The sequence below is a fragment of the Geobacillus zalihae genome (assembly GCF_030414215.1).
In the GTDB taxonomy this organism is placed as follows: domain Bacteria; phylum Bacillota; class Bacilli; order Bacillales; family Anoxybacillaceae; genus Geobacillus; species Geobacillus zalihae.
Map to the genome: position 1 here is coordinate 2506123 of NZ_CP129217.1, position 24069 is coordinate 2530191.

At 54.7% G+C, this 24069-nt stretch carries 24 protein-coding genes; 2 read left to right on the forward strand and 22 right to left on the reverse strand.

All coding sequences use genetic code 11. The features are described from left to right. Positions 1 to 92: 92 nt before the first annotated feature. The 8 genes from QWV57_RS12695 to rpsU all read right to left on the reverse strand — a co-directional run bounded on the left by QWV57_RS12695 (position 93) and on the right by rpsU (position 6268). Complete coding sequence (locus tag QWV57_RS12695) at positions 93 to 446, reverse strand: diacylglycerol kinase family protein (protein ID WP_015375433.1); 354 nt, start codon at positions 444 to 446, stop codon at positions 93 to 95. Beyond that, positions 446 to 916 carry an rRNA maturation RNase YbeY gene (ybeY, locus tag QWV57_RS12700; protein WP_011231971.1) on the reverse strand — a complete coding sequence of 157 codons (471 nt, stop codon included), beginning with the start codon at positions 914 to 916 and terminating at the stop codon, positions 446 to 448. The genes QWV57_RS12695 and ybeY overlap by 1 nt, the downstream gene beginning before the upstream one ends. Beyond that, entirely contained in the window at positions 913 to 3015 is a 2103-nt protein-coding gene (locus QWV57_RS12705; protein WP_033004711.1) for an HD family phosphohydrolase, read from the reverse strand. Before QWV57_RS12705 ends, ybeY begins: the two co-directional genes overlap by 4 nt. Positions 3016 to 3064: 49 nt before the next feature. After that, complete coding sequence (locus QWV57_RS12710; RefSeq protein WP_011231973.1) at positions 3065 to 4027, reverse strand: PhoH family protein; 963 nt, start codon at positions 4025 to 4027, stop codon at positions 3065 to 3067. Positions 4028 to 4029: 2 nt separating this feature from the next. Next, the gene (gene yqfD, locus QWV57_RS12715; RefSeq protein ID WP_015375434.1) at positions 4030 to 5217 is read right to left on the reverse strand and encodes a sporulation protein YqfD; all 1188 of its coding nucleotides are present in this window, start codon (positions 5215 to 5217) and stop codon (positions 4030 to 4032) included. A 15-nt stretch (positions 5218 to 5232) separates the two neighbouring features. After that, positions 5233 to 5517 carry a sporulation protein YqfC gene (yqfC, locus tag QWV57_RS12720; RefSeq protein WP_013144709.1) on the reverse strand — a complete coding sequence of 95 codons (285 nt, stop codon included), beginning with the start codon at positions 5515 to 5517 and terminating at the stop codon, positions 5233 to 5235. Between the two features lie 101 nt (positions 5518 to 5618). Then, positions 5619 to 6065 carry a GatB/YqeY domain-containing protein gene (locus tag QWV57_RS12725; RefSeq protein WP_013144708.1) on the reverse strand — a complete coding sequence of 149 codons (447 nt, stop codon included), beginning with the start codon at positions 6063 to 6065 and terminating at the stop codon, positions 5619 to 5621. Between the two features lie 29 nt (positions 6066 to 6094). Next, entirely contained in the window at positions 6095 to 6268 is a 174-nt protein-coding gene (gene rpsU, locus QWV57_RS12730) for a 30S ribosomal protein S21 (RefSeq protein ID WP_008879912.1), read from the reverse strand. A 184-nt stretch (positions 6269 to 6452) separates the two neighbouring features. On the opposite strand from rpsU, the gene QWV57_RS12735 reads away from it, so the two are divergent. After that, complete coding sequence (locus QWV57_RS12735) at positions 6453 to 7388, forward strand: Na/Pi symporter (protein ID WP_013524163.1); 936 nt, start codon at positions 6453 to 6455, stop codon at positions 7386 to 7388. Here QWV57_RS12735 and deoC read toward each other — a convergent pair. The 13 genes from deoC to gpr form a co-directional block, all read right to left on the reverse strand. Beyond that, on the reverse strand, positions 7385 to 8056 hold the full coding sequence (gene deoC / locus QWV57_RS12740) for a deoxyribose-phosphate aldolase (RefSeq protein ID WP_015375436.1): 672 nt from the start codon (positions 8054 to 8056) through the stop codon (positions 7385 to 7387). The genes QWV57_RS12735 and deoC overlap by 4 nt on opposite strands. A gap of 137 nt (positions 8057 to 8193) precedes the next feature. Then, positions 8194 to 9543, reverse strand: coding sequence for a tRNA (N(6)-L-threonylcarbamoyladenosine(37)-C(2))-methylthiotransferase MtaB (mtaB, locus tag QWV57_RS12745; RefSeq protein ID WP_015375437.1), 1350 nt, complete (start codon positions 9541 to 9543; stop codon positions 8194 to 8196). 76 nt (positions 9544 to 9619) lie between these two features. Beyond that, the gene (locus tag QWV57_RS12750; RefSeq protein ID WP_015375438.1) at positions 9620 to 10396 is read right to left on the reverse strand and encodes a 16S rRNA (uracil(1498)-N(3))-methyltransferase; all 777 of its coding nucleotides are present in this window, start codon (positions 10394 to 10396) and stop codon (positions 9620 to 9622) included. A 17-nt stretch (positions 10397 to 10413) separates the two neighbouring features. Further along, complete coding sequence (gene prmA, locus QWV57_RS12755; protein WP_020753794.1) at positions 10414 to 11352, reverse strand: 50S ribosomal protein L11 methyltransferase; 939 nt, start codon at positions 11350 to 11352, stop codon at positions 10414 to 10416. A gap of 5 nt (positions 11353 to 11357) precedes the next feature. Further along, entirely contained in the window at positions 11358 to 12506 is a 1149-nt protein-coding gene (gene dnaJ, locus QWV57_RS12760; RefSeq protein WP_020753793.1) for a molecular chaperone DnaJ, read from the reverse strand. A 129-nt stretch (positions 12507 to 12635) separates the two neighbouring features. Beyond that, positions 12636 to 14459, reverse strand: a complete 1824-nt coding sequence (dnaK, locus tag QWV57_RS12765; protein WP_011231983.1) for a molecular chaperone DnaK — start codon at positions 14457 to 14459, stop codon at positions 12636 to 12638. 23 nt (positions 14460 to 14482) lie between these two features. Continuing rightward, entirely contained in the window at positions 14483 to 15124 is a 642-nt protein-coding gene (grpE, locus tag QWV57_RS12770) for a nucleotide exchange factor GrpE (RefSeq protein ID WP_015375440.1), read from the reverse strand. A 98-nt stretch (positions 15125 to 15222) separates the two neighbouring features. After that, positions 15223 to 16257 carry a heat-inducible transcriptional repressor HrcA gene (gene hrcA, locus QWV57_RS12775; RefSeq protein ID WP_033004709.1) on the reverse strand — a complete coding sequence of 345 codons (1035 nt, stop codon included), beginning with the start codon at positions 16255 to 16257 and terminating at the stop codon, positions 15223 to 15225. A gap of 83 nt (positions 16258 to 16340) precedes the next feature. Next, entirely contained in the window at positions 16341 to 17480 is a 1140-nt protein-coding gene (hemW, locus tag QWV57_RS12780) for a radical SAM family heme chaperone HemW (protein WP_015375442.1), read from the reverse strand. A gap of 74 nt (positions 17481 to 17554) precedes the next feature. Continuing rightward, a complete protein-coding gene (gene lepA / locus QWV57_RS12785) occupies positions 17555 to 19384 on the reverse strand; it encodes a translation elongation factor 4 (protein WP_015375443.1) in 1830 nt (609 codons plus the stop codon). 257 nt (positions 19385 to 19641) lie between these two features. Further along, a complete protein-coding gene (locus QWV57_RS12790; RefSeq protein WP_011231988.1) occupies positions 19642 to 19980 on the reverse strand; it encodes a YqxA family protein in 339 nt (112 codons plus the stop codon). A gap of 12 nt (positions 19981 to 19992) precedes the next feature. After that, positions 19993 to 21192 (reverse strand): stage II sporulation protein P, encoded by a 1200-nt coding sequence (spoIIP, locus tag QWV57_RS12795; RefSeq protein WP_020753789.1) that lies wholly within the window; start codon positions 21190 to 21192, stop codon positions 19993 to 19995. A gap of 74 nt (positions 21193 to 21266) precedes the next feature. Further along, positions 21267 to 22385: a GPR endopeptidase gene (gene gpr / locus QWV57_RS12800; protein WP_011231990.1), complete on the reverse strand. Its 1119-nt coding sequence runs from the start codon at positions 22383 to 22385 to the stop codon at positions 21267 to 21269. 182 nt (positions 22386 to 22567) lie between these two features. On the opposite strand from gpr, the gene rpsT reads away from it, so the two are divergent. Then, positions 22568 to 22837, forward strand: coding sequence for a 30S ribosomal protein S20 (gene rpsT / locus QWV57_RS12805; protein WP_011231991.1), 270 nt, complete (start codon positions 22568 to 22570; stop codon positions 22835 to 22837). Positions 22838 to 22909: 72 nt separating this feature from the next. Here rpsT and holA read toward each other — a convergent pair whose 3' ends face one another. Beyond that, complete coding sequence (gene holA / locus QWV57_RS12810; RefSeq protein ID WP_081212562.1) at positions 22910 to 23956, reverse strand: DNA polymerase III subunit delta; 1047 nt, start codon at positions 23954 to 23956, stop codon at positions 22910 to 22912. Between the last annotated feature and the right edge of the window lie 113 nt (positions 23957 to 24069).

Genomic DNA, 24069 nt, shown 5'->3' on the forward strand with positions numbered 1-24069 from the left:
CTGCTTTCTTTTATTTTACAAAAAAACGCCATCCATTTCATCATTTGAAATCAAAATGTAACAGAAAAATTAGAATTTTCTCTCTCATTCGTTTAGCGAAGATGCGGCCAAAACAGCAAAATGCCGATCACAACCGCAAATCCGGCCGCCGAGAGCACCGCCGCGGCAGCGATGTCTTTCGCCGCTTTCGCCAACGGATGAAACTCACCCGTCGCCAAATCGACGGCGCGCTCAATAGCCGTGTTGACGAGCTCAAGCGCAATGACCGTGCCGACTGTCATGAGCAGCACGATCCACTCCCAGCGCGACAGCCCAACGACCCACCCGGCGGCAAAGGCGACAACAGCGGCCGCCAAGTGGAAGCGCAAATGAGCTTCCTCTTTCACCGCCGCCTTCATTCCCGCCCACGCCCAAGCAAACCGGTCTCGCTCTCGTTTGCCGCGCATTATCTTGTCAACCCGAACCTCGCCAAGATGTCTTCCTGCTTGGCGAACATGACGCGCTCTTCCTCTTCTGTCCCATGATCGTAACCAAGCAGGTGCAAGAAACCGTGCACAGCCAAAAACCCGAGCTCGCGCATGAACGAATGCCCATAGGCCGCCGCCTGCTCTTTCGCCTTCGGAATCGAAATGACGATATCGCCGAGCACCGGCGGCATATCAGCGCCGACGATGTGAACCTCTTCTTCCCCTTCCTCCTCAAGAGCAAACGAAAGCACATCGGTCGGCGCATCTTTGCCGCGATAGTCGCGATTCATCGCGCGGATGCGTTCGTTGTCCACAAATGTGACGCTCACCTCCGCCCCGTCCGGCACGTTTTCAAGGGCCGCCGCCTCGGCGAGCAGCCGCTCGATCGTCTCGATTTGCTCAGCGGTCACCTCGTTCGTTTCATCTAGAAAATCAATGTGAATGGTCATGCATGCTTCACCTTTTCCTTTCGTACTTCTGGGTATTCGATGCGCGAATGGAAGACGCCGTTTAAAGTCTCGCAAAGCGAACGGGCGACGAGTTCCAACTCCTTCAGCGTAATGTCGCACTCGTTCAGCTGGTTGTCCTGCAAGCGATCAGCGATGATCGACCGGACGATCTTCTCGATTTTTTCCTGCGACGGGTTGGATAGCGAGCGAACAGCCGCTTCGACGCTGTCGGCGATGTTGATGACCGCCGCTTCTTTCGTCTGCGGCTTCGGCCCGGGATAACGAAACTCCGCTTCCGAGACAAACTCGGTTTGCTCGCGCGCCTTATGATAAAAATACTTCAGCAGCGTCGTGCCGTGGTGCTGTTCGGCGATGTCGATGATCTCCTTCGGCAGCCGGTGCTTGCGCAGCAAAGCGACGCCGTCGGCGACATGGGCGATAATAATATTTTTGCTCAACTGCGGCGACAAATGGTCATGCGGATTGCCGCCTATTTGATTTTCGATGAAATAGCGCGGCCGCTTCGTCTTGCCGATGTCATGGTAGTAGCAGGCGACGCGCGCCAGCAAGCCGTCGGCGCCGATCGCCTCGCACGCCGCTTCGGCCAAATTGGCGACCATAATGCTATGATGGTACGTCCCCGGCGCTTCAGTGAGCAACTTGCGCAAGAGCGGATGGTTCGGATTGGACAGTTCAATGAGCCGAAGCGGCGACAAAATGCCAAACGCCGCCTCCAACACCGGCAAGAGACCGATCGTCAAAATGGCAGAAAAAACCCCTGAGGCCGCCGCCATCAGCACCAACAAACCGATTTCCGTCGGCGAATAGCGGCCGTTTTTTAACAGCAACAGCGAAAAAAGCGAAACGATATTGACCGCGGCGACAAACACGCCGGCCCGCCAAATGTTCGCTTTCGCCAGCTCCTTTGGCAGACAAAACGTCCCGGCCAAGCCGCCGGCAAGAAAGTAAACAATCAACGACACCGACACCGCGCCGGCCGTTCCAATTTCCTCATTGAACAGCAAACTGCCGCACACTGCTCCGATGATGGTCGTCATCATCGCGAGCCGCTCTCCGAGCAAAATGCGGACGAGCATCGGCCCGAACGCCGCCGGCACAAGGTAACCGATGGAAACAGCGCCGCTAGATGGAAGAAGGCGAATGAGCGCCATTGTCGTCATCATCAACGCAAAAATGGCTGTATAAAGCGACAGCTTTTCATTCGTCGTTTCCGTCCGAAAATAGGAAATGAGCGGAGCAAGCAGCAACAAAACGAACACCAAAAGCCCAGCGGCGGTCCAAGACGGACGCCCGCTCTCAAGCAAGCCGACCAGCTCAAGCCGGCGGTAAACATCATTCGTGATAAACTGTCCTTCCTCGACGATCACTTGCCCTTGCAAAATTTTCACCGGCTTCACTTCATCCATCGCCTGCCGCCGTTTTTCTTCCGTCGCCGCCCGATCGTAGACGACGTTCGGAATGACCGCCTGTCGGCAAAGCTTCGCGACCGCCTCGCGAAGCGGCGGCGACAGCGCAGCGTATTCAAGCTCTTTGGCCGCTTCCGCCCGCGCCGTGTCAAGTTCCGCTTGGGAAATGCGCTCGCTCATGACGGCATGCACCGCGGTCAAGGCGGCTTCCTTCGCCGTCTTGAGCTCCTCCGGCGAGGCGGCAAGCAACCGTTGCCATTCAGCGGCAGACAGATAGGCAAGCCATTCCGGCGGCAGCCGTTCCTCAAGTTTGGCGATCATATCGCCGAGCGAGCGGTCCGGCTCCGCCTCGCGCTGCACGCTCTCAATTGCAGCAAACAGCGAGGAAAGAAGGTCGACCCGGTTTTCGGCATATTCTTTTTTTAACGTATAGACATCCGCTACTTTCGCCGCCGCCTCTTCTTTCAGCTTGGCGGTCGCCTCTTTGTCCTCGACCGTCACCGGCGAACGGATCGTTTCCTTCGCGACGTCAAACAGGCGCAGCTCATACTGGCGCGGCTTCACTTGCCCATACAAAACGGCAAACAACAGAACAGCCAAAAGCAAAAACAGCCAAAAGCGGACAAAGCGGACTGTTTTTGTCCGCTCAAGAAAAAAACGAAACCTTCCCACCGGTTTTCCCCTCGCTTTGCAAGAAAAGACCGATCCCGTCGCTCTCGTTCTATAAGCCCGCCTCATCATAGGCGTCAATAATTTTCGCGACGAGCGGATGGCGAACGACATCCGACTGTTCCAAAAACACAAAGGCGATGCCGCCAATGGAGGCCAAAATGCGCTTGGCGACCGAAAGCCCCGATTCGACGCCCTTCGGCAAGTCGACTTGGGAAATATCGCCGGTAATGACCATCTTCGAGCCGAAGCCGAGCCGGGTCAAAAACATTTTCATTTGCGCTGGCGTCGTATTTTGCGCCTCGTCAAGAATGACGAACGCATCCTCCAGCGTCCGGCCGCGCATATAGGCGAGTGGGGCGATTTCAATCGTGCCGCGCTCAATCAACCGCTGCGTATACTCCGCTCCCAACACATCGTTTAAGGCATCATACAGCGGGCGCAAATACGGGTCAACCTTCTCTTTTAAGTCGCCTGGCAAAAAGCCGAGGCTTTCTCCAGCCTCAACGGCCGGACGAGTCAAAATGATGCGCTTGACGCTGCCGTTTTTTAACGCCTTGACCGCCATGACGACCGCCAAATACGTTTTTCCGGTGCCGGCTGGGCCGATGCCGAACGTCAAGTCATACTGTTCAATTGCTGCAACATAATAGCGCTGGCCCAACGTTTTGACGCGGATCGGCTTCCCTTTGGCGTTTTTTGTAATCTCCTCGTCATACAGCTGAACAAGGCCGTCAAGCGCTCCTTTTTTTGCAAGCTGAATGGCGTAAAGAACGTCGCGCTCGCTGACCGCCGCCCCTTTGCGAATGACGATCAATAAATGGCGAAGCAATTCATCAACGAGCTGAACTTGCTGCGGCGTGCCGGAGACGTTGACCGTTTCCCCGCGCGTCACAATCGACACGCCGAGCTCTTCCTCGATCCGCTTCAAATGGATGTCATGGACGCCAAAGAGCGCCGCCGCTTCCTGCGGGTTTCGCACATGTTGGCTGATCGTAACGAACTGCTCTGACATTCTCAATCTCCTTGGACGATGGGTTGTGGTACAGCAATATTTTCAATGACTTCGTAATGCAATTCTACCCTTACTTTACCATTCTCTTTCGCCTGATGCAAAACTTTTTCGCTGCGAATGGCCGCCTCCTCCGGCAATTTCGCCCGCAGCTCGCGGCGGGCGATCTCTTTCGCTTCCGCGAACGCTTCTTCCCACGTGTAGCGCCGCTTCACTTCTTCCGCCTCGCGGATCGTGATGCGCTCGTAATAGAGCGGCAAGTCCCATTTCCAAAAACGAAACGGCCGTTTTTCTGTCTCAACGATGGTATGGGCAAACACCGGCTTCTTCCATCCCCAAACGGGAATCAAAAGGCGCCCGATCCCAACATAATGCCGTTCGGTGAACTTGCCGGTCAACACATGAAACGTCGTCTCGAGCGGCAGGACGACCGTAGACTTGTACCATGTTTCACCAAACACTTTCCCTGACGCCGGCACAAACTTCGTCCTCCCTTCAGCGCCGATAATGCCAGAAACAAGCAGCTGGCCTTTTTGCACATAGTCGTTGACGGAAACGAGCGGTTGTCCCTCTTCAACGAACAAATCAGCGATGACCGCCTCTTTTTTTGCCACGAGATGACGCGGCGGAATCGGTTTTTTCGGCTCCGGAATCTCTTTTTCAACGACGCGGAAGTGAAGCGACGTCCCTTTCCACTCAACGCCGACCCACGTGATGTCCGGAACGCGTTCCGTCAGCTTTTTTTGCAGCGTCTCCGGGTCATCAAGCAGAAACTGAAATGCGCCGCGCTCGACTCCCATTCGCTTCAACTCGCGGGCGATTTGATGCTCCGTCTCTGGAGCCGCCCCTTTGATTTCGATCTTCCAAACGATGTTCGAAAGCAAAAACACCATCGCGATAAAAAGGAGCAAGCCGAGCCAAAACCCGCTGTTCCGCCAGGCCCGCCGCCAAAAAAACGGCAGCCCGGTTCTCCCGACAAACGAAAGTTTGCATTCGCTTTGCCGGGCGACATGGCGCAGCCGTTTCACGTCGCTGAGCTTAATGAAAAACGTCGCGGTATCCGCGCTATGCTTTTTCACGTTCCAGACGGCAATCCCTTGGCGGACGCAGGCGTTGATCAACCGTTCGATCCCTTTCCCTCTCGCTTTGACCCGCACGCTGCCGGCGAGCGTGTCGACCCATTCGTTTTTCATCTCCGTTCCTCCTCGCTATTCATCTATATAAACGACTTGGCTGATTTTTCCTTCCAACAAAATTTCTTCCGGCAAAATCGTTTTAATCACAAACTGTTCGCCGCGGACAACGAGCTGTCCGTTCCGCAGCAAAAGGCGGAGCTCTTTATCGCTGAACGCGAGCAGCCCGCGGTGGTTTTCAATGTAAATATGTATGTGCCCAACCATCGTAATGCGGGGCAGATCCATCATAATGTCGGCGGGAAGTTCAAGCTTTTCCGCCATCCACCGCTTCATCTGCTGGCGCCATTTTTTCACCATCAAAAAGAACCCCCTTTCATCTCATATGTATGAGACAAAAGGGGGTTCTAGCACCGCTTTTCAAAAACAACGGGCCCGCCTGCCGGCAAGGCCCATTGCATTTATGACAGCTGTTGTTGGACAAGTTTGTTGACGAGCGAACCATCCGCTCTTCCTTTCACTTTCGGCATGATCGCGCCCATCACTTTTCCCATATCCGCTTTCGAAGAGGCGCCGACTTCCTTGATCGTCTGCTCGATCAAATCGCGCAGCTCGTCCTCTGTCAGCGGCGTTGGCATATACGATTGAACAATTTCAATTTCGGTTTTCACTTTTTCGACAAGATCTGAACGGCCAGCGTTTTCAAATTCTTGGAGGGAGTCTTTACGCTGTTTCAGTTCGCGAGAAAGAACCGTCAGCTCTTCGTCTTCCGAGAGCGGGCTTTTGCCGAGCTTGATCGCTTCGTTTTGCAGCGCCGCTTTCAGCATCCGGAGAACAGACAGTTTTTCTTTCTCCTTGTTTTTCATCGCCTGCTTCATATCGTCATTCAAACGATCGAGAAGACTCACCGATTATACACCCTCTTTAATGCATGCTCTTAGTGCTTGCGCTTTCTAGCCGCCTCAGATTTTTTCTTCCGTCTGACGCTTGGCTTTTCATAAAATTCGCGCTTTCTCACTTCTTGCAAAGTGCCCGTTTTCGAAACGGCACGCTTAAAGCGACGAAGAGCGTCGTCGATCGACTCATTTTTGCGAACGATCGTTTTGGACATCCTGCTTCCCTCCCTCCGAACAACAACCATTGCATATTGTACTTGTCAATTATAATACATGCTGACAGAAAAGGTCAATAAAAAAAGCAGCGGCAGCCTGCTGGCCACCTCTTCCCCGCGCTGAAAAAACGGTCATCACCCGCGGACAAGGCCCATACATATAGGGTGAAAGGGGAGATCGCCCATGGGATCGTTTTGGATGCTGTTTGCCATTTACACCGCTTTGTTTCTTCTTGGCATGTTTATGATGAAAGCTGGGCTTTACACGTTGTCCGGCCATCGGTTAAAACGGTGGCTCATGCGCTTTACCGCCACGCCGCTGCAAGGATTTGCCGCCGGTTTGGCGACGACCGCTCTCCTGCAAAGCAGCTCAGCGGTGATGGTGATGACGGTCGGCCTTGTCGCCGCCGGCTACTTGTCGTTCCGCCAATCGATCGGCATCATTTTAGGCAGCAACATCGGCTCGACGGTCACGACCGAGCTGATGACGCTTGATATCGGCGATGGCGCCATCCCACTTCTTATAAGCGGCGCGCTGCTTGTTTTTTTCGGCCGCCATCGCCTTGTTCTCGGCATCGGCATGACCGCTGTCGGCCTCGCCGCTGTGCTGTTTGCCATGGACGGCTTTGGCAGCCTCGCTAAACCGCTTGCCGCCTATCCGTTCGTTGATGCATGGCTGAAAGAAACGAACCGATCCGTCGCTGTCGGCCTTCTTGTCGGCATCGTCCTCACCGCTCTCGTTCATTCGAGCGCGGCAACGATCGGCATCGCCATGGGATTTTTAAACGAACAGCTGTTGACGCTGTCCGCGGCGATTGCTCTGTTGCTTGGCGCCAACATCGGTACGTGCATCACCGGGCTTTTGGCTTCGATCGGCTCCAGCAAAGAGGCCCAGCTGACCGCCTACACCCATCTATGGCTGAACGTCGTCGGCGCCGCTTTGTTCGCCTTTTGGACCGAGCCGCTCGCCAGTTTTGCCGCCAGGCTCAGCCCAGCGCCTGATGTGCAGCTCGCTCATGTGAGCGTCTTGTTCAACGTCATTTGCTCAGTGGCTGCTCTTCCATTTGTCGGCGCCATCGAAAAGGTCATTCTGTTTTTGCATGACCGAAACCGAGCTTAGTAGTCAGCGCGGCCCGTCCCGCCGGTGACGATCTCCACTCCAGAGCTCGTGCCGATGCGCGTCGCGCCGGCGTTGATCATCGCTTCTGCCGTTTTCCGGTCGCGAACGCCGCCTGATGCTTTGACACCTGCTCTGTCGCCGACCGTTTTCCGCATCAGCGCCACATCCTCCACCGTCGCACCTCCGCCGGAAAACCCGGTCGACGTTTTCACATAATCAGCGCCGGCTTTCACCGCAAGCTGGCAGGCGCGCACTTTTTCCTCATCGGTCAAAAGCGCCGTTTCAATGATCACTTTGACAAGCGCCCTGCCAGCCGCCGCCTCGACGACCGCGCGAATGTCGCGCTCGACAAGCTCGTCTTGCCCGCTTTTTAACGCGCCGATGTTGATCACCATATCGACTTCGCGGGCGCCGTTTTCGATGGCGTTCATTGTTTCAAACGCCTTTGTTTCCGGCGTCGTCGCCCCAAGTGGAAAGCCGATGACCGTGCAGACGCGGACATCGGTGCCGGAAAGTTCACGCGCCGCCGTTTTCACCCACGTTGGGTTGACGCACACGGCAGCAAAGCCGTATTGCTTTGCTGCCGTGCACAGTTGCACGATTTGTTGTTCTGTCGCTTCCGGTTTGAGCAGCGTATGATCGATCATTTTCGCGATATTCATCGTCATTCGGAGAAACCCCTTTCTGCCATTTCCGTCAAGATGGAAGGTCTGACGTCTACCATCATACCATGCTCCCTCGACAAAAACTAGCCATCCGTATTGTCTCCGGAAAAAGACAGAAAAAACCCAGCAACTAGGCTGGGTTATGAGCTCCATTTGACCGAACGGGCCATTTCATCCGGCACAACGCGGACGAACTCTCCTTCATTGTACGGATAGCCGGCTTTCGTAATCTTCACTTTGACAAGTTCACCGACCATTTCCTCGGTTGCCGGGAAGCGGACTTTCAAATAGTTGTCTGTATAGCCGACGTACAAATCCGGCCGCTCTTTGTCGCGCTCTTCCGGGATGACCTCGAGCACTTGCCCTTCAAACCGGGAGGCGTACTCTTTCGCCAATTGATCGGACAGAGCGATCAAGCGGCGGACGCGGTCATGCTTCGTTTCTTCATCGATTTGGTTCGGCATGCGCGCCGCCGGCGTGCCGGTCCGCTTCGAATAAGGAAAGACATGCAGCTCGGAAAACCGTTGTTCACGAATAAAGTTGTACGTCTCCATAAATTCGTCTTCCGTCTCGCCTGGGAAGCCGACGATGACGTCAGAAGTCACCGCCAGCTCTGGAAACACTTCGCGCAGCCGGGCGAGCCGCTCCGCGTAAAATTCCACCGTATATTTGCGGCGCATCCGCTTGAGCACCGTATTCGACCCAGACTGGAGCGGAATGTGCAAATGGCGGACGATTTTCTCCGACCGCTTCAGCACATCAATCACTTCATCGGTGATTTGGCTCGCCTCAATCGACGAAATGCGGAGCCGCCGGAGCCCCGGCACTTGCTCGTCTAAATCGCGCAACAAGGACGCAAAGTTATAGTCTTTCAGATCGGTGCCATAGCCGCCTGTATGAATGCCGGTCAGAACGATTTCTTTATAGCCGGCGGCAACCAACTGGCGCGCCTGGCGGATGATTTCCTGCGGATCGCGCGAGCGCATTAAGCCGCGCGCCCACGGGATGATGCAAAACGTGCAGAAGTTGTTGCACCCTTCTTGGATCTTAAGCGACGCCCGCGTCCGATCCGTGAATTCCGGCACATCCATCTCCTCAAAAACGCGCGTTTTCATAATGTTGTGAACAGCGTTGATCGGCTGGCGCTCACGCTGGAACTGCTCGATGTACTCTAAAATTTTATGCCGGTCTTGCGTGCCGATGACAATATCAACGCCCGGAATGGCCATGACCTCAGCCGGCGATGTTTGCGCATAGCAACCGGTCACGCAGACGACGGCGTCCGGATTGCGGCGCACCGCACGACGGATGACTTGACGGCTCTTTTTATCGCCGGTGTTCGTCACCGTGCACGTGTTGATCACATACACATCCGCACGGCTTTCAAACTCTTTTCGCTCGTAGCCGGCTTTTTTAAACAGCTGCCAAATCGCTTCGGTTTCGTAATGATTGACTTTGCAGCCTAGTGTATGAAAAGCCACTGTCGGCATCTTGTTCACCTCACTCTGCCCCCCGCTTAAGGATCAGCGGGACCGAACTTTTATAAGAAACAGCCAATGTTGCTCACTAAGCGCGCTCCGCTTCGCCGTTCGGCGCGCGCAGCTCCCATTCATAAGAGGCGGCGGAAAGCAAATAGAGCGGAGCTGTTTCGGTCCGCAAAATGCGCGGCCCAAGGCTGCACGGCGAAAAACCGTGCTGCCGAAGCTGTTCTGCTTCTTCCGGGCTGAACCCGCCTTCCGGCCCGAAGACAGCCAGCAACGCGCCGCCCGGACGGAGGCGGGAAAGAAGCGCCGGAAGCGCGGCATGCCGGGCGTTTCGCGCCTCTTTTTCGTAGGCAAACAGCCGAACATCGACCGTTTGGCCAAAGGCGAGGAGCTCAACAAACGAAAGCGGCGCCCGCACGTCCGGCACCACCGTTCGTTCAGCCTGCTCAGCCGCTTCTTTCGCGATTTTTTTCCATCGCTCGACTTTTTTCTCCGCCTTTTTCGCGTCCCATTTCACGACCGACCGGGCGGCTTCGAACGGAAGAAAGCCGGCGGCGCCGAGCTCTGTTCCTTTTTGGATGACGAGCTCCCACTTTTCACCTTTCGGCAGCCCTTGGGCGATGTAGATGCGCACCGGCAGCTCGCTTCGCTCCTCTTTCCATTGTACAATACGGGCTTGCACATGCTCATTGGCAATTTGTTCAATTTCACACACCGCCGTGCGCCCGTCTGGAAAGACGCAAATGATCCCGTCCCCCGGCTTCATGCGCATGACGCGGGCGATATGATGGGCATCATCGCCACTGATCGCGACGATCCCGCCTTGTTGCGCCTGGCCGGAAACGAAATAGCGCTGCACAGCCATCCCTTCTTTGCTTACGGTTTCATGGCGACAACCGCCACCCAGTCTTCCATCACGTTGATTTCCTCAATGGCAAAGCCGGCGGCAAGCAACCCGTCTTTGACGTCCTGCTTTTTCGCCTGAATGATGCCAGACGTGATGAAGCGGCCGCCTGGCTTTAACAACCGGTAGGCGTCACCAGTAAAGCGCAAAATGATTTCCGCTAAAATATTGGCGACGATCACATCAGCCGGTTCCTCGATATGGTCGAGCAAATTGTTTTGTGAGACCGTTACGATATGCTGCACCTTATTGAGCTTCACGTTCAGCCGCGCGCTGTCGACCGCCACCGGGTCCAAATCGAGCGCCCGCACCGACTGAGCGCCAAGCATCGCCGCGGCGATGCTTAAAATGCCGGAGCCGGTGCCGACGTCAATGACATGATCGCCGGGGCGCACGTACTTTTCAAGCGCCTGCAGACACATGACCGTTGTCGGGTGCGTGCCGGTCCCAAACGCCATGCCCGGATCCATTTCGATGATCAGCTCATCACGAGACGCCGGCTCGTACGTTTCCCACGTCGGCACGATCGTAAACTTTTCGGACACTTTCACCGGGTGATAATGCTTTTTCCACGCCGTTGCCCATTCCTCTTCATTTACTTCGCTCAATGTAATTTTATTTTTGCCAAGGTCGATATCATACATCCATAAATTGTTAATCGCCTGCTTAATTTGTTCGACCGTTTCGCCAAGAAAACTGTTGACCGGCAAATATGCCTTAATGATCACCCCTTCTTCCGGATAGTCGTCCGGGTTGAGCTCGACGATCTCGCCGTACCAGTCGTCCCGTTCTTTGACCAAATCGTATGGGTCTTCGATGACGACACCGCCGGCGCCCGCTTCATGCAAAATGTTCGAAATCGCCTCGACCGCCTCATGCGTCGTATGAATGCTGATTTCTGACCATTTCATCGCGCTTACGCTTCTCCTTTAAACGCCTTTTTGACTTTCTCAAAAAAACGGCCGTGCGGCCCGTCGTGCATCGTGTCTCCGCCGAGCCGATCAAACTCGCGCAACAGCTGCTTTTGCTTTTCGGTCAGCTTCGTCGGCGTCACAACGCGGACAATGACGTGCTGATCGCCTTGGCCGTAGCCGCGCACGTTCGGCACCCCTTTTCCCTTCAAGCGGAAGCGCGTGCCCGTTTGCGTGCCGGCCGGGATTTTCAGCTTTACATGGCCATGGAGCGTCGGCACTTCGATCTCATCGCCGAGCGCCGCCTGGGCGAACGACAACGGCACTTCGCAATAAATATCGTCGCCGTCGCGTTTGAAAAACTCATGTGGTTCGACTCGGAAGATGATGTACAAATCGCCCGGCGGCCCGCCATTGACCCCTGGCTCCCCTTGGCCGGCGACGCGCAGCTGCTGGCCGTCGTCGACGCCGGCTGGAATTTTGACGTGAATTTTTTTCCGCCGTTTGACGCGTCCCGTGCCGCCGCACGTTGGGCATTTCTCCGGAATGTACCGGCCCGTGCCGCCGCAGACGGGACATGTCCGGCGGTTGACGATGCGGCCAAATGGCGTCGCTTGTTCGCTTGTCACTTGCCCGCTGCCGTGGCAATGCGGACAAGACGTCGGGCTTGTGCCCGGTTTCGCTCCGCTGCCCTGGCACGTGTCGCACGTCTCTTCCCGCGGAATTTCAATTTCCGTTTCTTTTCCGAACGCCGCTTCTTCAAACGTAAGCGTCATCATATACTCGACATCCGCGCCTTTGCGCGGACCGCTCGTCCGCCTGCGCGGACCGGCGCCGAAAAACGTTTCAAAAATATCTTCAAAACCGCCAAAGCCGCTAAAGCCGCCGAAATCAAACCCTCCGCCTTGGAATCCGCCGCCGCCAAACGTTTCGTTCGGGTCGGCATGGCCGAAGCGGTCGTAGCGGGCCCGCTTTTCATCATCGCTTAACACTTCGTACGCCTCTTTAATTTCCTTAAACTTCTCCGCGGCGTCCGGGGCTTTGTTCACATCTGGATGATACTGCTTCGAAAGCTTTCGATACGCTTTTTTGATCTCGTCTTTCGTCGCGTTTTTGCTGACGCCGAGAATCTCGTAATAATCGCGCTTCGCCATCGTTGATCATCCACTCCCGATTCACTCACATAAATTTAATTTTATCATTTCCCTCTGCGGCAAGGCAATATGTCAATGCTAGAAAAAAAGTCAAAGCCAAGGCAGGCCTGACTTTGACTTTCGGTTGCATTATTTATCGTCGTTCACTTCTTCAAACTCGGCGTCCACCACGTTGTCTTTATGATTGGCAGCGCCGCCTTGCGATCCTGCACTTTGCGCCTGTTTCGCTGCTTGTTCATACAGCTTGATCGACAGCTGCTGCACCGCTTCTTGCAGCGCGTCTTTTTTCTTGCGGATGTCGTCGATGTCGTTTTTCTCGAGCGCCGCTTTCAACGCCTCTTTCGCATCCTGCGCCTTCTTGATCTCATCGGCGCTCACTTTTCCTTCGACTTCTTTTAACGTTTTGTCGGTCATGAAAATGAGCTGGTCGGCTTCGTTGCGCAACTCGGCGGCTTCTTTCCGCTTACGGTCGGCTTCGGCGTTTTCTTCCGCTTCTTTAATCATGCGCTGAATTTCTTCTTCCGACAGGCCGGACGACGATTTGATCGTAATCGACTGCTCTTTGTTCGTTCCTAAATCTTTGGCGCGCACGTGAACGATGCCGTTGGCGTCAATATCAAACGTCACTTCAATTTGCGGCACGCCGCGCGGCGCCGGCGGAATGCCGGTCAGCTGAAAGCGGCCGAGCGATTTGTTGTCCGCCGCCATCGGGCGCTCTCCTTGCAAGACGTGAATGTCGACCGTCGTTTGATTGTCAGCCGCCGTTGTGAACACTTGCGATTTGCTTGTCGGGATCGTCGTGTTCCGTTCGATCAGTTTCGTAAATACGCCGCCCATCGTTTCAATGCCAAGCGAAAGCGGGGTCACGTCAAGCAGGACGACATCTTTCACTTCGCCGGCGATCACCCCGCCCTGGATCGCCGCACCGATGGCAACGACTTCGTCCGGGTTGACGCCTTTGTGCGGCTCTTTGCCAAGCTCGCGCTTGATCGCTTCTTGGACAGCTGGAATGCGCGTCGAACCGCCGACCAAAATGACTTTATCAATATCGGCTGGCGTCAAGCCGGCGTCTTGAAGCGCCTGGCGGACCGGCCCCATCGTCCGCTCGACGAGGTGGGCGGACAACTCTTCAAATTTCGCTCTTGTCAACGTCATTTCCAAATGGAGCGGACCGTTTTCATTGGCGCTGATAAACGGAAGCGAGATTTGTGTCTGCGTGACGCCGGACAGCTCTTTTTTCGCTTTTTCCGCGGCATCTTTCAAGCGTTGGAGCGCCATTTTGTCTTTCGACAAATCGATGCCGTGCTCTTGCTTGAACTGATTGACCAAATAATCGATGATCACTTGGTCGAAGTCGTCGCCGCCCAAATGGTTGTCGCCGGCCGTCGCCTTCACTTCAAACACGCCGTCGCCAAGCTCCAAAATCGAGACGTCAAACGTCCCGCCGCCTAAGTCATAGACGAGAATCGTTTGGTCTTCTTCTTTATCAAGGCCGTAAGCAAGCGCCGCGGCCGTCGGCTCGTTGATGATGCGCTCGACTTCGAGGCCGGCGATGCGGCCGGCGTCTTTCGTCGCTTGGCGCTGGGCGTCGTTGAAATACGCCGGCACCGTGATGACCGCACGCGTCACCGGCTCGCCCAAATAGTCTTCGGCGTACGACTTCAAGTATTGCAAAATGATCGCCGAAATTTCTTGCGGCGTATATTGCTTCCCTTCGATTTCGACTTTGTAATCCGTCCCCATATGGCGCTTGATCGAGATGATCGTGTTCGGGTTCGTGATCGCTTGCCGTTTGGCGACTTCGCCGACTAGGCGTTCGCCGTTTTTAAACGCGACGACCGACGGGGTCGTGCGGTTTCCTTCCGGATTCGGAATGACTTTCACTTCGCCGCCTTCTAACACGGCGACGCAAGAGTTCGTCGTTCCTAAGTCGATGCCGATAATTTTGCTCATCACTGATCACCCTCCGTTTCCGTTTATTGGCTTACTTTGACCATGGCGGGCCGCAGCACGCGGTCTTTCAGCTTATAACCTTTTTGCAGCTCCTCAACAACCGTGTTCGGCTCATAGCCTTCCGCTTCCGCCTGCATGACGGCTTGGTGCAAATAAGGGTCAAACGGCTTTCCGACCGCCTCGATCGCCTCGACGCCTTCTTTCTTCAAGGCGTCAACAAGCGACCGGTACACCATTTCCATCCCTTGCAAAATCGATTTCGCCTGTTCGTTGTCCGTCTCTATTTTCAACGCGCGTTCAAAGTTGTCAAGCACCGGAAGCAAATCGCTCGCCAAGCTTTGGGCGCGGTATTTTTCAGCCGCTTCCATCTCCTGGCGCGTCCGGCGGCGGAAGTTTTCAAAATCGGCGTACAGGCGGAGATACCGGTGTTCCATCTCTGAAAGCTTCGCTTTCAATTCGGCGATCTGCGCCTTGGCCGCCGCCAACTCCTCGGCCGTTGGCGCTTTTTCCGCCGGCTCCGCCGCTTCCTCCCCACCGGCCTCTTCAAGCGGAACGCCGCCTGATTCCCCCTCGGGCTGCGGGGCGGCTTTTTCCTCGATCGGTTGCTCCCGCTCCGGCTCATCGTATGTAGCTTGTTCCATCACTTGTTTTTCTCCTTGCTCCATCGCTTTCACCTCCCTGCCGGGGCTCTTCCCTTTTATGTATCAATGGCCACAAGGAAAGGATGGATGCGCGATCCATCCGTTATCCAATATGGCCATTCTTATTGACTTTGATACCATTTCGCGAGCGCGGCCGACAAATCGGAAGCGACACGGTTTAAGACCGTGATGACGCGCGAGTATTCCATGCGCGTTGGACCAAGAATCGCGATCGCCCCGAGCGGCTCATCGCCGACCGAATAGGTCGCTGTAATCAAGCTGCAGTTTTCCATGCCGCGCAGTTCGTTTTCATGCCCGATCGAAACCCGCACTCCTTTTTGGGTTTGCTTGCGGAGCAGGCGATAAATGTCTTTTTCCTGCTCAATGATGTCCAGAAGCGGGCGCACTTTTTGGATGTCGCTGAACTCCGGCTGGTTGAGCATATTCGCCTTGCCAGCGAAAAACACTTTTTCTTCTTCAGGGGCATCGAGCGTCTCCATGAGCGTATTGAGCACGCTGTCGTAGTTGCGGATGTGCCGGCGCATTACGTCGGCCACTTCCGTCTCCATTTTTTCTTTCAAATCCATGAGCGGAACGCCGGCGAGCCGCTCGTTGAAAATGTTGACCATTTTTTCGAGGTCGCCTGCGTCCATTGATGACGGAATCGTCACGACCCGGTTTTCAACATGGCCGGTGTCCGTCACGACGATGGCGACAGCTGTCTGCTCGTTGAGCGGAACGATTTGCATCCGCTTCAGTTTGCTTTCTTTAAACGTCGGCCCGAGCGCAATGGATGTATAGTTCGTCAGCTCGGATAAAATTTGCGCTGACTTTTGCATCAGTTTTTCCAGCTCATAGATGCGCTCAGCAAACACAGAGCGGATTTTTTGAATGTCCGCCCTTGTCAGCCGCTGCGGCGGCAGCAAATGGTCGACGTAGTAGCGGTACCCTTTTTCCGACGGCACACGGCCGGAAGAAATGTGCGTTTTTTCAATATAGCCGAGCTCCTCCAAATCCGCCATCTCATTGCGGATCGTCGCCGAGCTGAACGCGATTTGATGCTTTTTCGATAACGTCCGCGAACCGACCGGCTGCCCAGAACGAATGAAATCGTCGATAATCACCTGCAAAATCAGCAGTTGGCGGTCCGTTAGCACGTGTCTCACCTCTGTTAGCACTCGAACAATTCGAGTGCTAAATCTACTACTAGGGTAGCAAATCGCCCGGCAAATGTCAATGTTTACATTTCGCAAAGGAACGCGGCAAACACTTCATTGCCGAGCAGCTTGCCCCGTTTTGTCAAGCGGATGTGAGTCTCCGTTTCCTCGAGGCGTCCGTTTTCGATTTCCCGGCGGATCGCCGCGCCAAATATGTCATGGAGGTCGCGGCCGAACTTTTGCCGAAAGCAGACTTTGGACACCCCTTCCGTCTTGCGCAGCCCTAAAAACATTTCCTCTTCCATCTGCTCGCGAACGGTCAAGCGGCGCACATCGCGGTGCGGCCATTGGCCGCGTTCGATCGCGCTGATGTAATGCCGGATGGGGCCGATATTCGCCCGCCGCACCCCATCGATATAGCTGTGCGCCCCAGCGCCGATGCCGTAGTACTCCTCATTGTTCCAGTACGTCAAGTTGTGCCGGCTTTCAAATCCCGGCAAAGCATAGTTGCTGATTTCGTATTGCCGATAGCCAGCGGCAGCCATCTGCTCCATCGCCGCTTCGTACATCTCGGCTTCCATCTCTTCGCCCGGTAGACGGAGCCGCCCTTTCCGCCATTCGTTATAAAAAATCGTCCTTGGCTCCAAAATGAGGGAATAAGCAGAAAGATGCGGCACATGAAGCGAAAACGCCGCTTCTAAATCGGCCGTAAACTGCTCAAGCGTCTGCCCCGGCAAACCGTACATGACATCAATGCTGATGTTCTGAAACCCGACTTCTCTGGCCAACGCTACAGCCCGTATGACGTCGCCTCGCCGGTGCGTGCGGCCGATCGTTTGCAGAAGCTGATCGTCAAATGTCTGCACCCCCAGGCTCAGCCGATTCACTCCGGCATCGCGCAAAATAGCGAGCTTTTCTTTCGTCAAGCCGTCCGGGTTGGCTTCGACGGTAAATTCGGCCGTTTGTGGGTCAAACTGAAAATGGCGGTGGATGCTCGCAAGCAAACAGCCGAGCTGCGTCGGCTCAAGCACCGTCGGCGTACCGCCGCCGATAAACAGCGTCTTGAGTTGGCTGCCAAATTCCGCCGCCGTCCACGCCATTTCTTTGTCCATCGCCCGCAAATAGTCGTCAATCGGCTGGCCGGCGGCGAATACTTTGTTAAAATCGCAATAATGGCAAATATGGGCGCAAAATGGAATATGAAAATACGCTGAAACGGCCATCGGTCCTCCTCCTTTCAGCCGGCGGCGCCGCAGGAAACAAACAAGGCTATCCCCAACGGAGACAGCCTTGCTCGTTATTTTTTCTGGTCGTCGATTTTCAAGACGGCCATAAACGCTTCTTGCGGCACTTCGACCGACCCGATTTGTTTCATCCGCTTCTTTCCTTCTTTTTGCTTCTCAAGCAGCTTCCGCTTCCGCGACACGTCGCCGCCGTAACATTTTGCGAGCACGTTTTTGCGCAACGCTTTGATTGTCGAACGGGCGATGACCTTGTTGCCGATCGCCGCCTGCACCGGCACTTCAAATTGCTGGCGTGGAATCAAATCTTTCAGCTTTTCAACGATCGCTTTGCCGCGCTCGTACGCAGAGTCGCGATGAACGATAAACGATAAGGCATCGATTTTTTCGCCGTTTAGCAAAATATCCATCTTGACGAGATTGGACGGCCGGTAGCCGATCAATTCGTAGTCGAATGACGCGTACCCTTTTGTGTTCGACTTTAAAGCGTCGAAAAAGTCGTAGACGATCTCGGAGAGCGGAATATCGTAAATGAGCATGACGCGCTTTTCATCCAAATATTGCATATCGACAAACGTGCCGCGCTTTCCTTGACACAGCTCCATCACCGGCCCGACATAGTCGTTTGGCACCATGATCGTCGCTTTCACATACGGCTCTTCAATGCGGTCGATTTTTTGCGGGTCGGGCATGTTCGTCGGGTTGTCGACGTCAACTTCCGTTCCGTCGGTCAAATGCACCTTGTAAACGACGCTCGGCGCGGTCGTGATCAAATCGATATGAAATTCGCGCTCGAGCCGCTCTTGGATGATTTCCATATGAAGCAAGCCGAGAAATCCACAGCGAAAGCCGAACCCAAGCGCCTGCGACGTTTCCGGCTCAAAGTGGAGCGCCGCATCGTTCAATTGCAGCTTCTCGAGCGCCTCGCGCAAATCGTTGTAGCGCGCCGTATCGATCGGATACATCCCGCAAAACACCATCGGATTGAGCTTCCGATAGCCCGGGAGCGGTTCAGCTGCCGGCCGTTCGGCATCGGTGATCGTATCGCCGACGCGCGTATCTTTCACGTTTTTAATCGAGGCAGTCAAATAGCCGACATCACCGACCGTCAATTCGTCGACGACTTTTTGCTTCGGCGTGAACACGCCGACTTCCGTCACTTCAAACTCTTTGCCGGTCGACATCATTTTAATGCGCTGTCCCGGCTTCACCGTTCCGTCGACGACGCGGACATAGGCGACAACGCCGCGGTACGGGTCATAAAGGGAATCAAAAATGAGCGCTTTCAGCGGCGCATCCGGATCTCCCGAGGGAGCCGGAATTTTTTCGACGATTTTTTCCAAAATTTCTTCGATGCCGATGCCGACTTTGGCCGAAGCAAGCACCGCGTCAGAGGCGTCCAAGCCGATGACATCCTCAATTTCTTGACGCACACGCTCCGGTTCGGCGCTTGGTAAATCGATTTTGTTAATGACCGGCAAAATTTCCAAATTATTGTCGATCGCCAAATACACGTTGGCGAGCGTCTGCGCTTCAATGCCTTGCGCCGCATCGACGACCAAAATCGCCCCTTCGCAGGCAGCCAAACTGCGCGACACTTCGTACGTAAAGTCGACATGGCCCGGCGTGTCGATCAAATGGAAAATGTACTCTTCGCCATTTTTCGCTCTATATGTCAACTGGACCGCATTCAATTTAATCGTGATGCCGCGCTCGCGCTCAAGCTCCATCGTATCGAGCGTCTGCTCGCGCAATTCGCGCTCCGACAACGCCCCCGTTTTTTCCAAAATGCGGTCCGCCAGCGTCGATTTTCCGTGGTCAATGTGGGCAATAATCGAAAAATTGCGGATCCGTTCCTGCCGTTTCAACCGTTCTTCCCGGTTCATCGTCTCTCACTCCTGCTTCTTCGCAAAACTACACTAGCTTTGATTATAGCAACAGCGCGAAGAAGATTCAATGATGAACGAAAAGCCAAGCCGCCGTTCGAGCTTTCCGGAAAGACGCGAAACAGAAAGAGCCGCGCCAAGAAAACAATCGACAATATGGAAAGCGCAGCACTTTGTGCTCCAGCCGGCGGACGGCGTAAAAAAGAAAAAGCCGCCATTGTGACGGCACGTTCCTGTTTCGTCCGCACATGAACGGGCTAGTCCAACACCCGGCCGACGAGCGAAAACAGCATTTCCATGAGCGCGGTGACAGCATCGGCAAAAAGTTGGCCGAGCCTAGAGAACAAGTTGAACGTTTTCAGCTCGCGAATCGTTTCTTGCTTTTCTCCTAAATCTCCAGCAACGACCGGCCGGCCAAACACCGCCGCTTCCACCTCACCATTTTCCCTTTTTTTCATATCGATGACGGATGGAAACGACGGATCGGCATAACCGCGCATCCGTTCCATGCCGCGATGCGCCTCTTGCATGCCAAACAACACGCCGAAAAAAAGAAGAAAGATCGCTAGAGTAAAGCGGATGAACCATCGTGCCATAGTGACGCTCCTTTACTTTTTCTCCGCCGGAGCCGGCGCTTCGACTTTTTCCGCCTGCCAATAATAGTCGCTGAATACGTCAGCGAGCGCCGACACGGAACGAAACAACTCCGTAAACGTATTGTCAACACCGCCGACTTCAATTAAAATCGCGTTTTCCGATAAATCTTGATTAAACTTGCCGTTCGTCCCGGCTCCTTTTTTCTCGATCACCCCGCGGCTCAACCCTGGATATTTCTTTTGCAGCAACTGATGCAACGCGGTAGCCAGCTGCAAGTTTTTCTCGTATGTCGCGTTTTCTCCGCCAATAATGAATGCGACACGCGCATAATCAACGCCGTTGATCGTAGCCGTCGTATAGTTCCGCCGCCGCGAATCGCGATGGATATCGATGAAGTAGTGCAAGTCACGATTTTGCTTCATTGCTGCGACCACTGTTTGGCGGGACATATCATACGATTGGGAGTATTTCATCCCTTTCTTTAACAATTCGCTGACAATGTCGATTTTGCTCACTTCAGCCCCGATGCCGCGCTTTTCCAGTTCTTCCGCTAACTTTTCCCCCACTTTTGTGATGTTGACCGTCGGGTGAAACGCCAAATCCGGGTCAGTGACCCCTTTGAGCGCCGGCAAAAACGACTCATGCGTATGGGTATTGTAAATGTAGACCACTTTTTTCCCTCCGGTCGTCTGCGATGGCGGGGGAACCGGTTTTTCATCTTCGTTCTTGTTTGCTTGTTCGAGTTCATCGACCGAGGCTTGCCGTTCCGCAAGCATCGCCTCAAGCGGCGGCGCTGATTCGTATGGCATGTTCGTATAATCCGTTCCTTCACCAGCGATGAGAATTTTGCTGTCATAAAGGGCAAAGCCCGGCAGCTCGCTGCCAAGCAGGCTGCGCGGGTCATCGGGATTGATGCTCGTCGCCAGGCGGAACAATAGCGATGAGTAATTCGTCTGCCGCCGATCTTTCGGCAGCAGCTGCGCAAAATATCGATTTTCCAAGGCGAACAGACGAATGAACGTCTCTTCCGGAAAATGGGCCGCCATATCGTTCAGCGATGATGACGACGGACGGTATTCCGGCCGCAGCGATGTGAGCGCTCCGACAAGCATAAACATCATCATGCAGCCAAGGATGATGAGCATCAACAGTTTCTTTATGCTGGCTCCTGGAATCGCGATCATGACGTTTGGGGAGCGCCATCGTTTCATATTCCCACCCTTTCCCGGCTTGTCTCCTCAGTTTAACGTATGGCCAAGCGGGAAAAGATAGAACTGTTTTTTGTTTAATGGGTGTAGGAGCCGACATTGCCTTGGTCGACTTGCCGATGCAGCGCCGCATTCAAGCCGCCGGCTAATAAGTTGGCCATATCGCCGATAAACGAATCGATCTCTTTTGGAGTCACCATCAAATTATGCCCGAGCGGGGCGAGCACTTCATAGATGAGACGCCGCTTTTCTTCATCGCCAAGCGTGCCGACCATGCCAAGAAACGTCGACCGTTCTTGCGGCGACGGCATGTCTTGTTCCGTCAATTTTCGTTTGCGCCCAAACGTCCAGCCCGCCGGAGCGAGCGCGCTTGACGGCCGTTTCCCTTCGCGCATTTCGCGGCCGAAGTGCTTCAAAATGAAATCGATCGTGTCGCTCGTGATGGAGACCGCATCGACAACCGTCGGAACGCCGATCGAAATGACCGGAATGCCAAGCGTTTCATAGCTTAACTCTTTCCGCTTGTTGCCGACCCCGGAGCCAGGATGGATGCCGGTGTCAGAAATTTGAATCGTCGCGTTGACCCGTTCGATCGAGCGGGCAGCCAAGGCGTCAATCACAATGACAAAATCCGGCTTTGTTTTCCGGACGACGCCGTCGATAATGTCGCTCGTTTCAATCCCGGTCGTCCCCATCACCCCCGGAGCAAGGGCGCTCACCGGCCGGAAGCCTTCCTCGACGCTTTCCGGCTGCAGCTGGAACAAATGACGGGTGACAAGCACGTTTTCCACCGTGAGCGGCCCGAGCGCGTCCGGGGTGACGTTTTGGTTGCCGAGCCCGACGATCAAGCAGCTCGCTTGATCGGGGATGCGGAGCCGCTTGAAAAAGGCGCTGAGCTGCTCGGAAAAAATGCGCTGCACGTTTTGCTGCAGCTCGGTGTTTTGTTCGCGGATGCCTTGCGCTTCAATCGTCACGTAGTGGCCCGGCTTTTTGCCGATCGAGGCCGCTCCTTGTTCCGTGACATGCACATGCGACAGCTTGACGCCGTTGATCTCCTCGTCATGAATGATGACCCCCTCAATCGGCGCGGCGCTTTCTTGTTTTTGCTGCAAGCGCTCCTCGAGTGCGATCTCATGCGCTTCGATCGCTAAATCCGTGCGCACCGAGTACTGGCGTAAATCGAGCGGCTGTTCCATGTCGTTCCTCCCCATTTCTGCCGTTTTCTTTTATTGTCGCCGCAATCAGGCCCGGTCATTCATGTTTCGTAAAGGATTTTCGCTTGAACACTCTTGCATAATCAAAACACGTTTGATAGAATAACACTTGTTCTTCCTGTTGTTCACAACAGAAATAGGAACGGTAACGGAGGTGAACGAACGTGGCTAACATCAAATCAGCGATCAAACGCGCGAAAACGAGCGAAAAGCGCCGGGCTCACAACGCCTCGATGAAATCGGCCATGCGTACGGCGATCAAAAAATTTGAAGCGCTTGTTGAATTGAAAGACGTAGAAAAAGCGCGCGAGGCGTTCATTATCGCGTCGAAAAAATTAGACAAAGCTGCAAGCAAAGGCCTTATCCATAAAAACGCCGCCAGCCGGCAAAAATCGCGCTTAGCGAAAAAATTGAACAGCATCCAAGCTTCCTAATCAAAAACGACCTGGCGCCAGGTCGTTTTTTTGTTTTTCTTTATGTTCACGGCAAACGGCCGGGCGATCGCTTCACCGCCGGCCGTGGCGCCCCGCTTGCGCCGGGCGGGTGCCCCAGCGCATCAGAAGCAGCTCAACGGCCAACCGGCGATCGACCGCTCCGCTTTTCACCTCGTAATCGGCGTCAGCGAGCTCGTTGATCGCCTCAGCAAGCTCTCCGTCAGCGAAGCGGGCCGCTTGAGCAAGAGCGAGCTTGACGCGGAACGGGTGCACCTTGAGCGCCGCAGCAATTTGCGCCTGCCCGTAGCCTAAGGAGGCAAGCCATTTCACTTGCGAAAGCAAGCGGAAATGGGCGGCGAGCAGCGCCAAAATTTTGATCGGCTCTTCATTGTTTTCAAGCAGATCATAAAACGTCTGCAACGCCGCTGGAATGTCGCGCTTCGCCACTTGCTCGACAAGCACAAATACGTTTTCTTCCGGCGTGCGGGCGACAAGCCGTTCAACCGCCGCCGCCTCGATGGTTCCGCCCGATCCGGCAAACAGGGCCAATTTATCGATTTCATTCGCCAAGGCGGAAAGCTGCGTCCCGGCCCGCCGCAACAGGACATCAATCGCCTCGTCGCTTGCTTGCGCCCCTTGGCTCTCGATGCGGCGCCGCACCCAAGCCCGCAGCTCCGCTTCGGCGAGCGGGGCGGCGATGACGACTTCGCTTTGCTCTTTGGCGAGCTTCGTCATTTTTTTTCGCTCATCAAGCTTCTCGTACGGCGCGAAAAAGACGACGATCGAAAACGGCGACGGCGCCTTCAAGTACGCCTCCAGCTTCGCCAAATCATGTTCGATCTCCTTCTCTTTTTCAGACGTAAAAAAATATGGATGCTTGATGAGAATGACACGCCGCTCGCCGAAAAACGGCGCCGTCTCGGCCTCCTCAAGCGCCGCCTCGATCGGCGTTTCCTCGCAGTCGTACACAGCCAAGTTCCACTCCCGCTCCTCGGGGCCAAGCGCTGCGTTCACCAATCGCTCATACGTTTCCATTAATAAAAACGGCTCATTGCCGTATAATAAATAAAGAGGAGAAAAACGCCGTTTTTCAATGTTTCCCCATACGCGTTCCAACATGTTCCCGTCTCCATTTCCAAGCGAAAGTCTCTGCTAGAAAAGATACACCGTTTTTCGCCATTTTACAAGGGAACCGGCTGCCGAAAAAACCGGTTCCCCTTTATATAAACGCC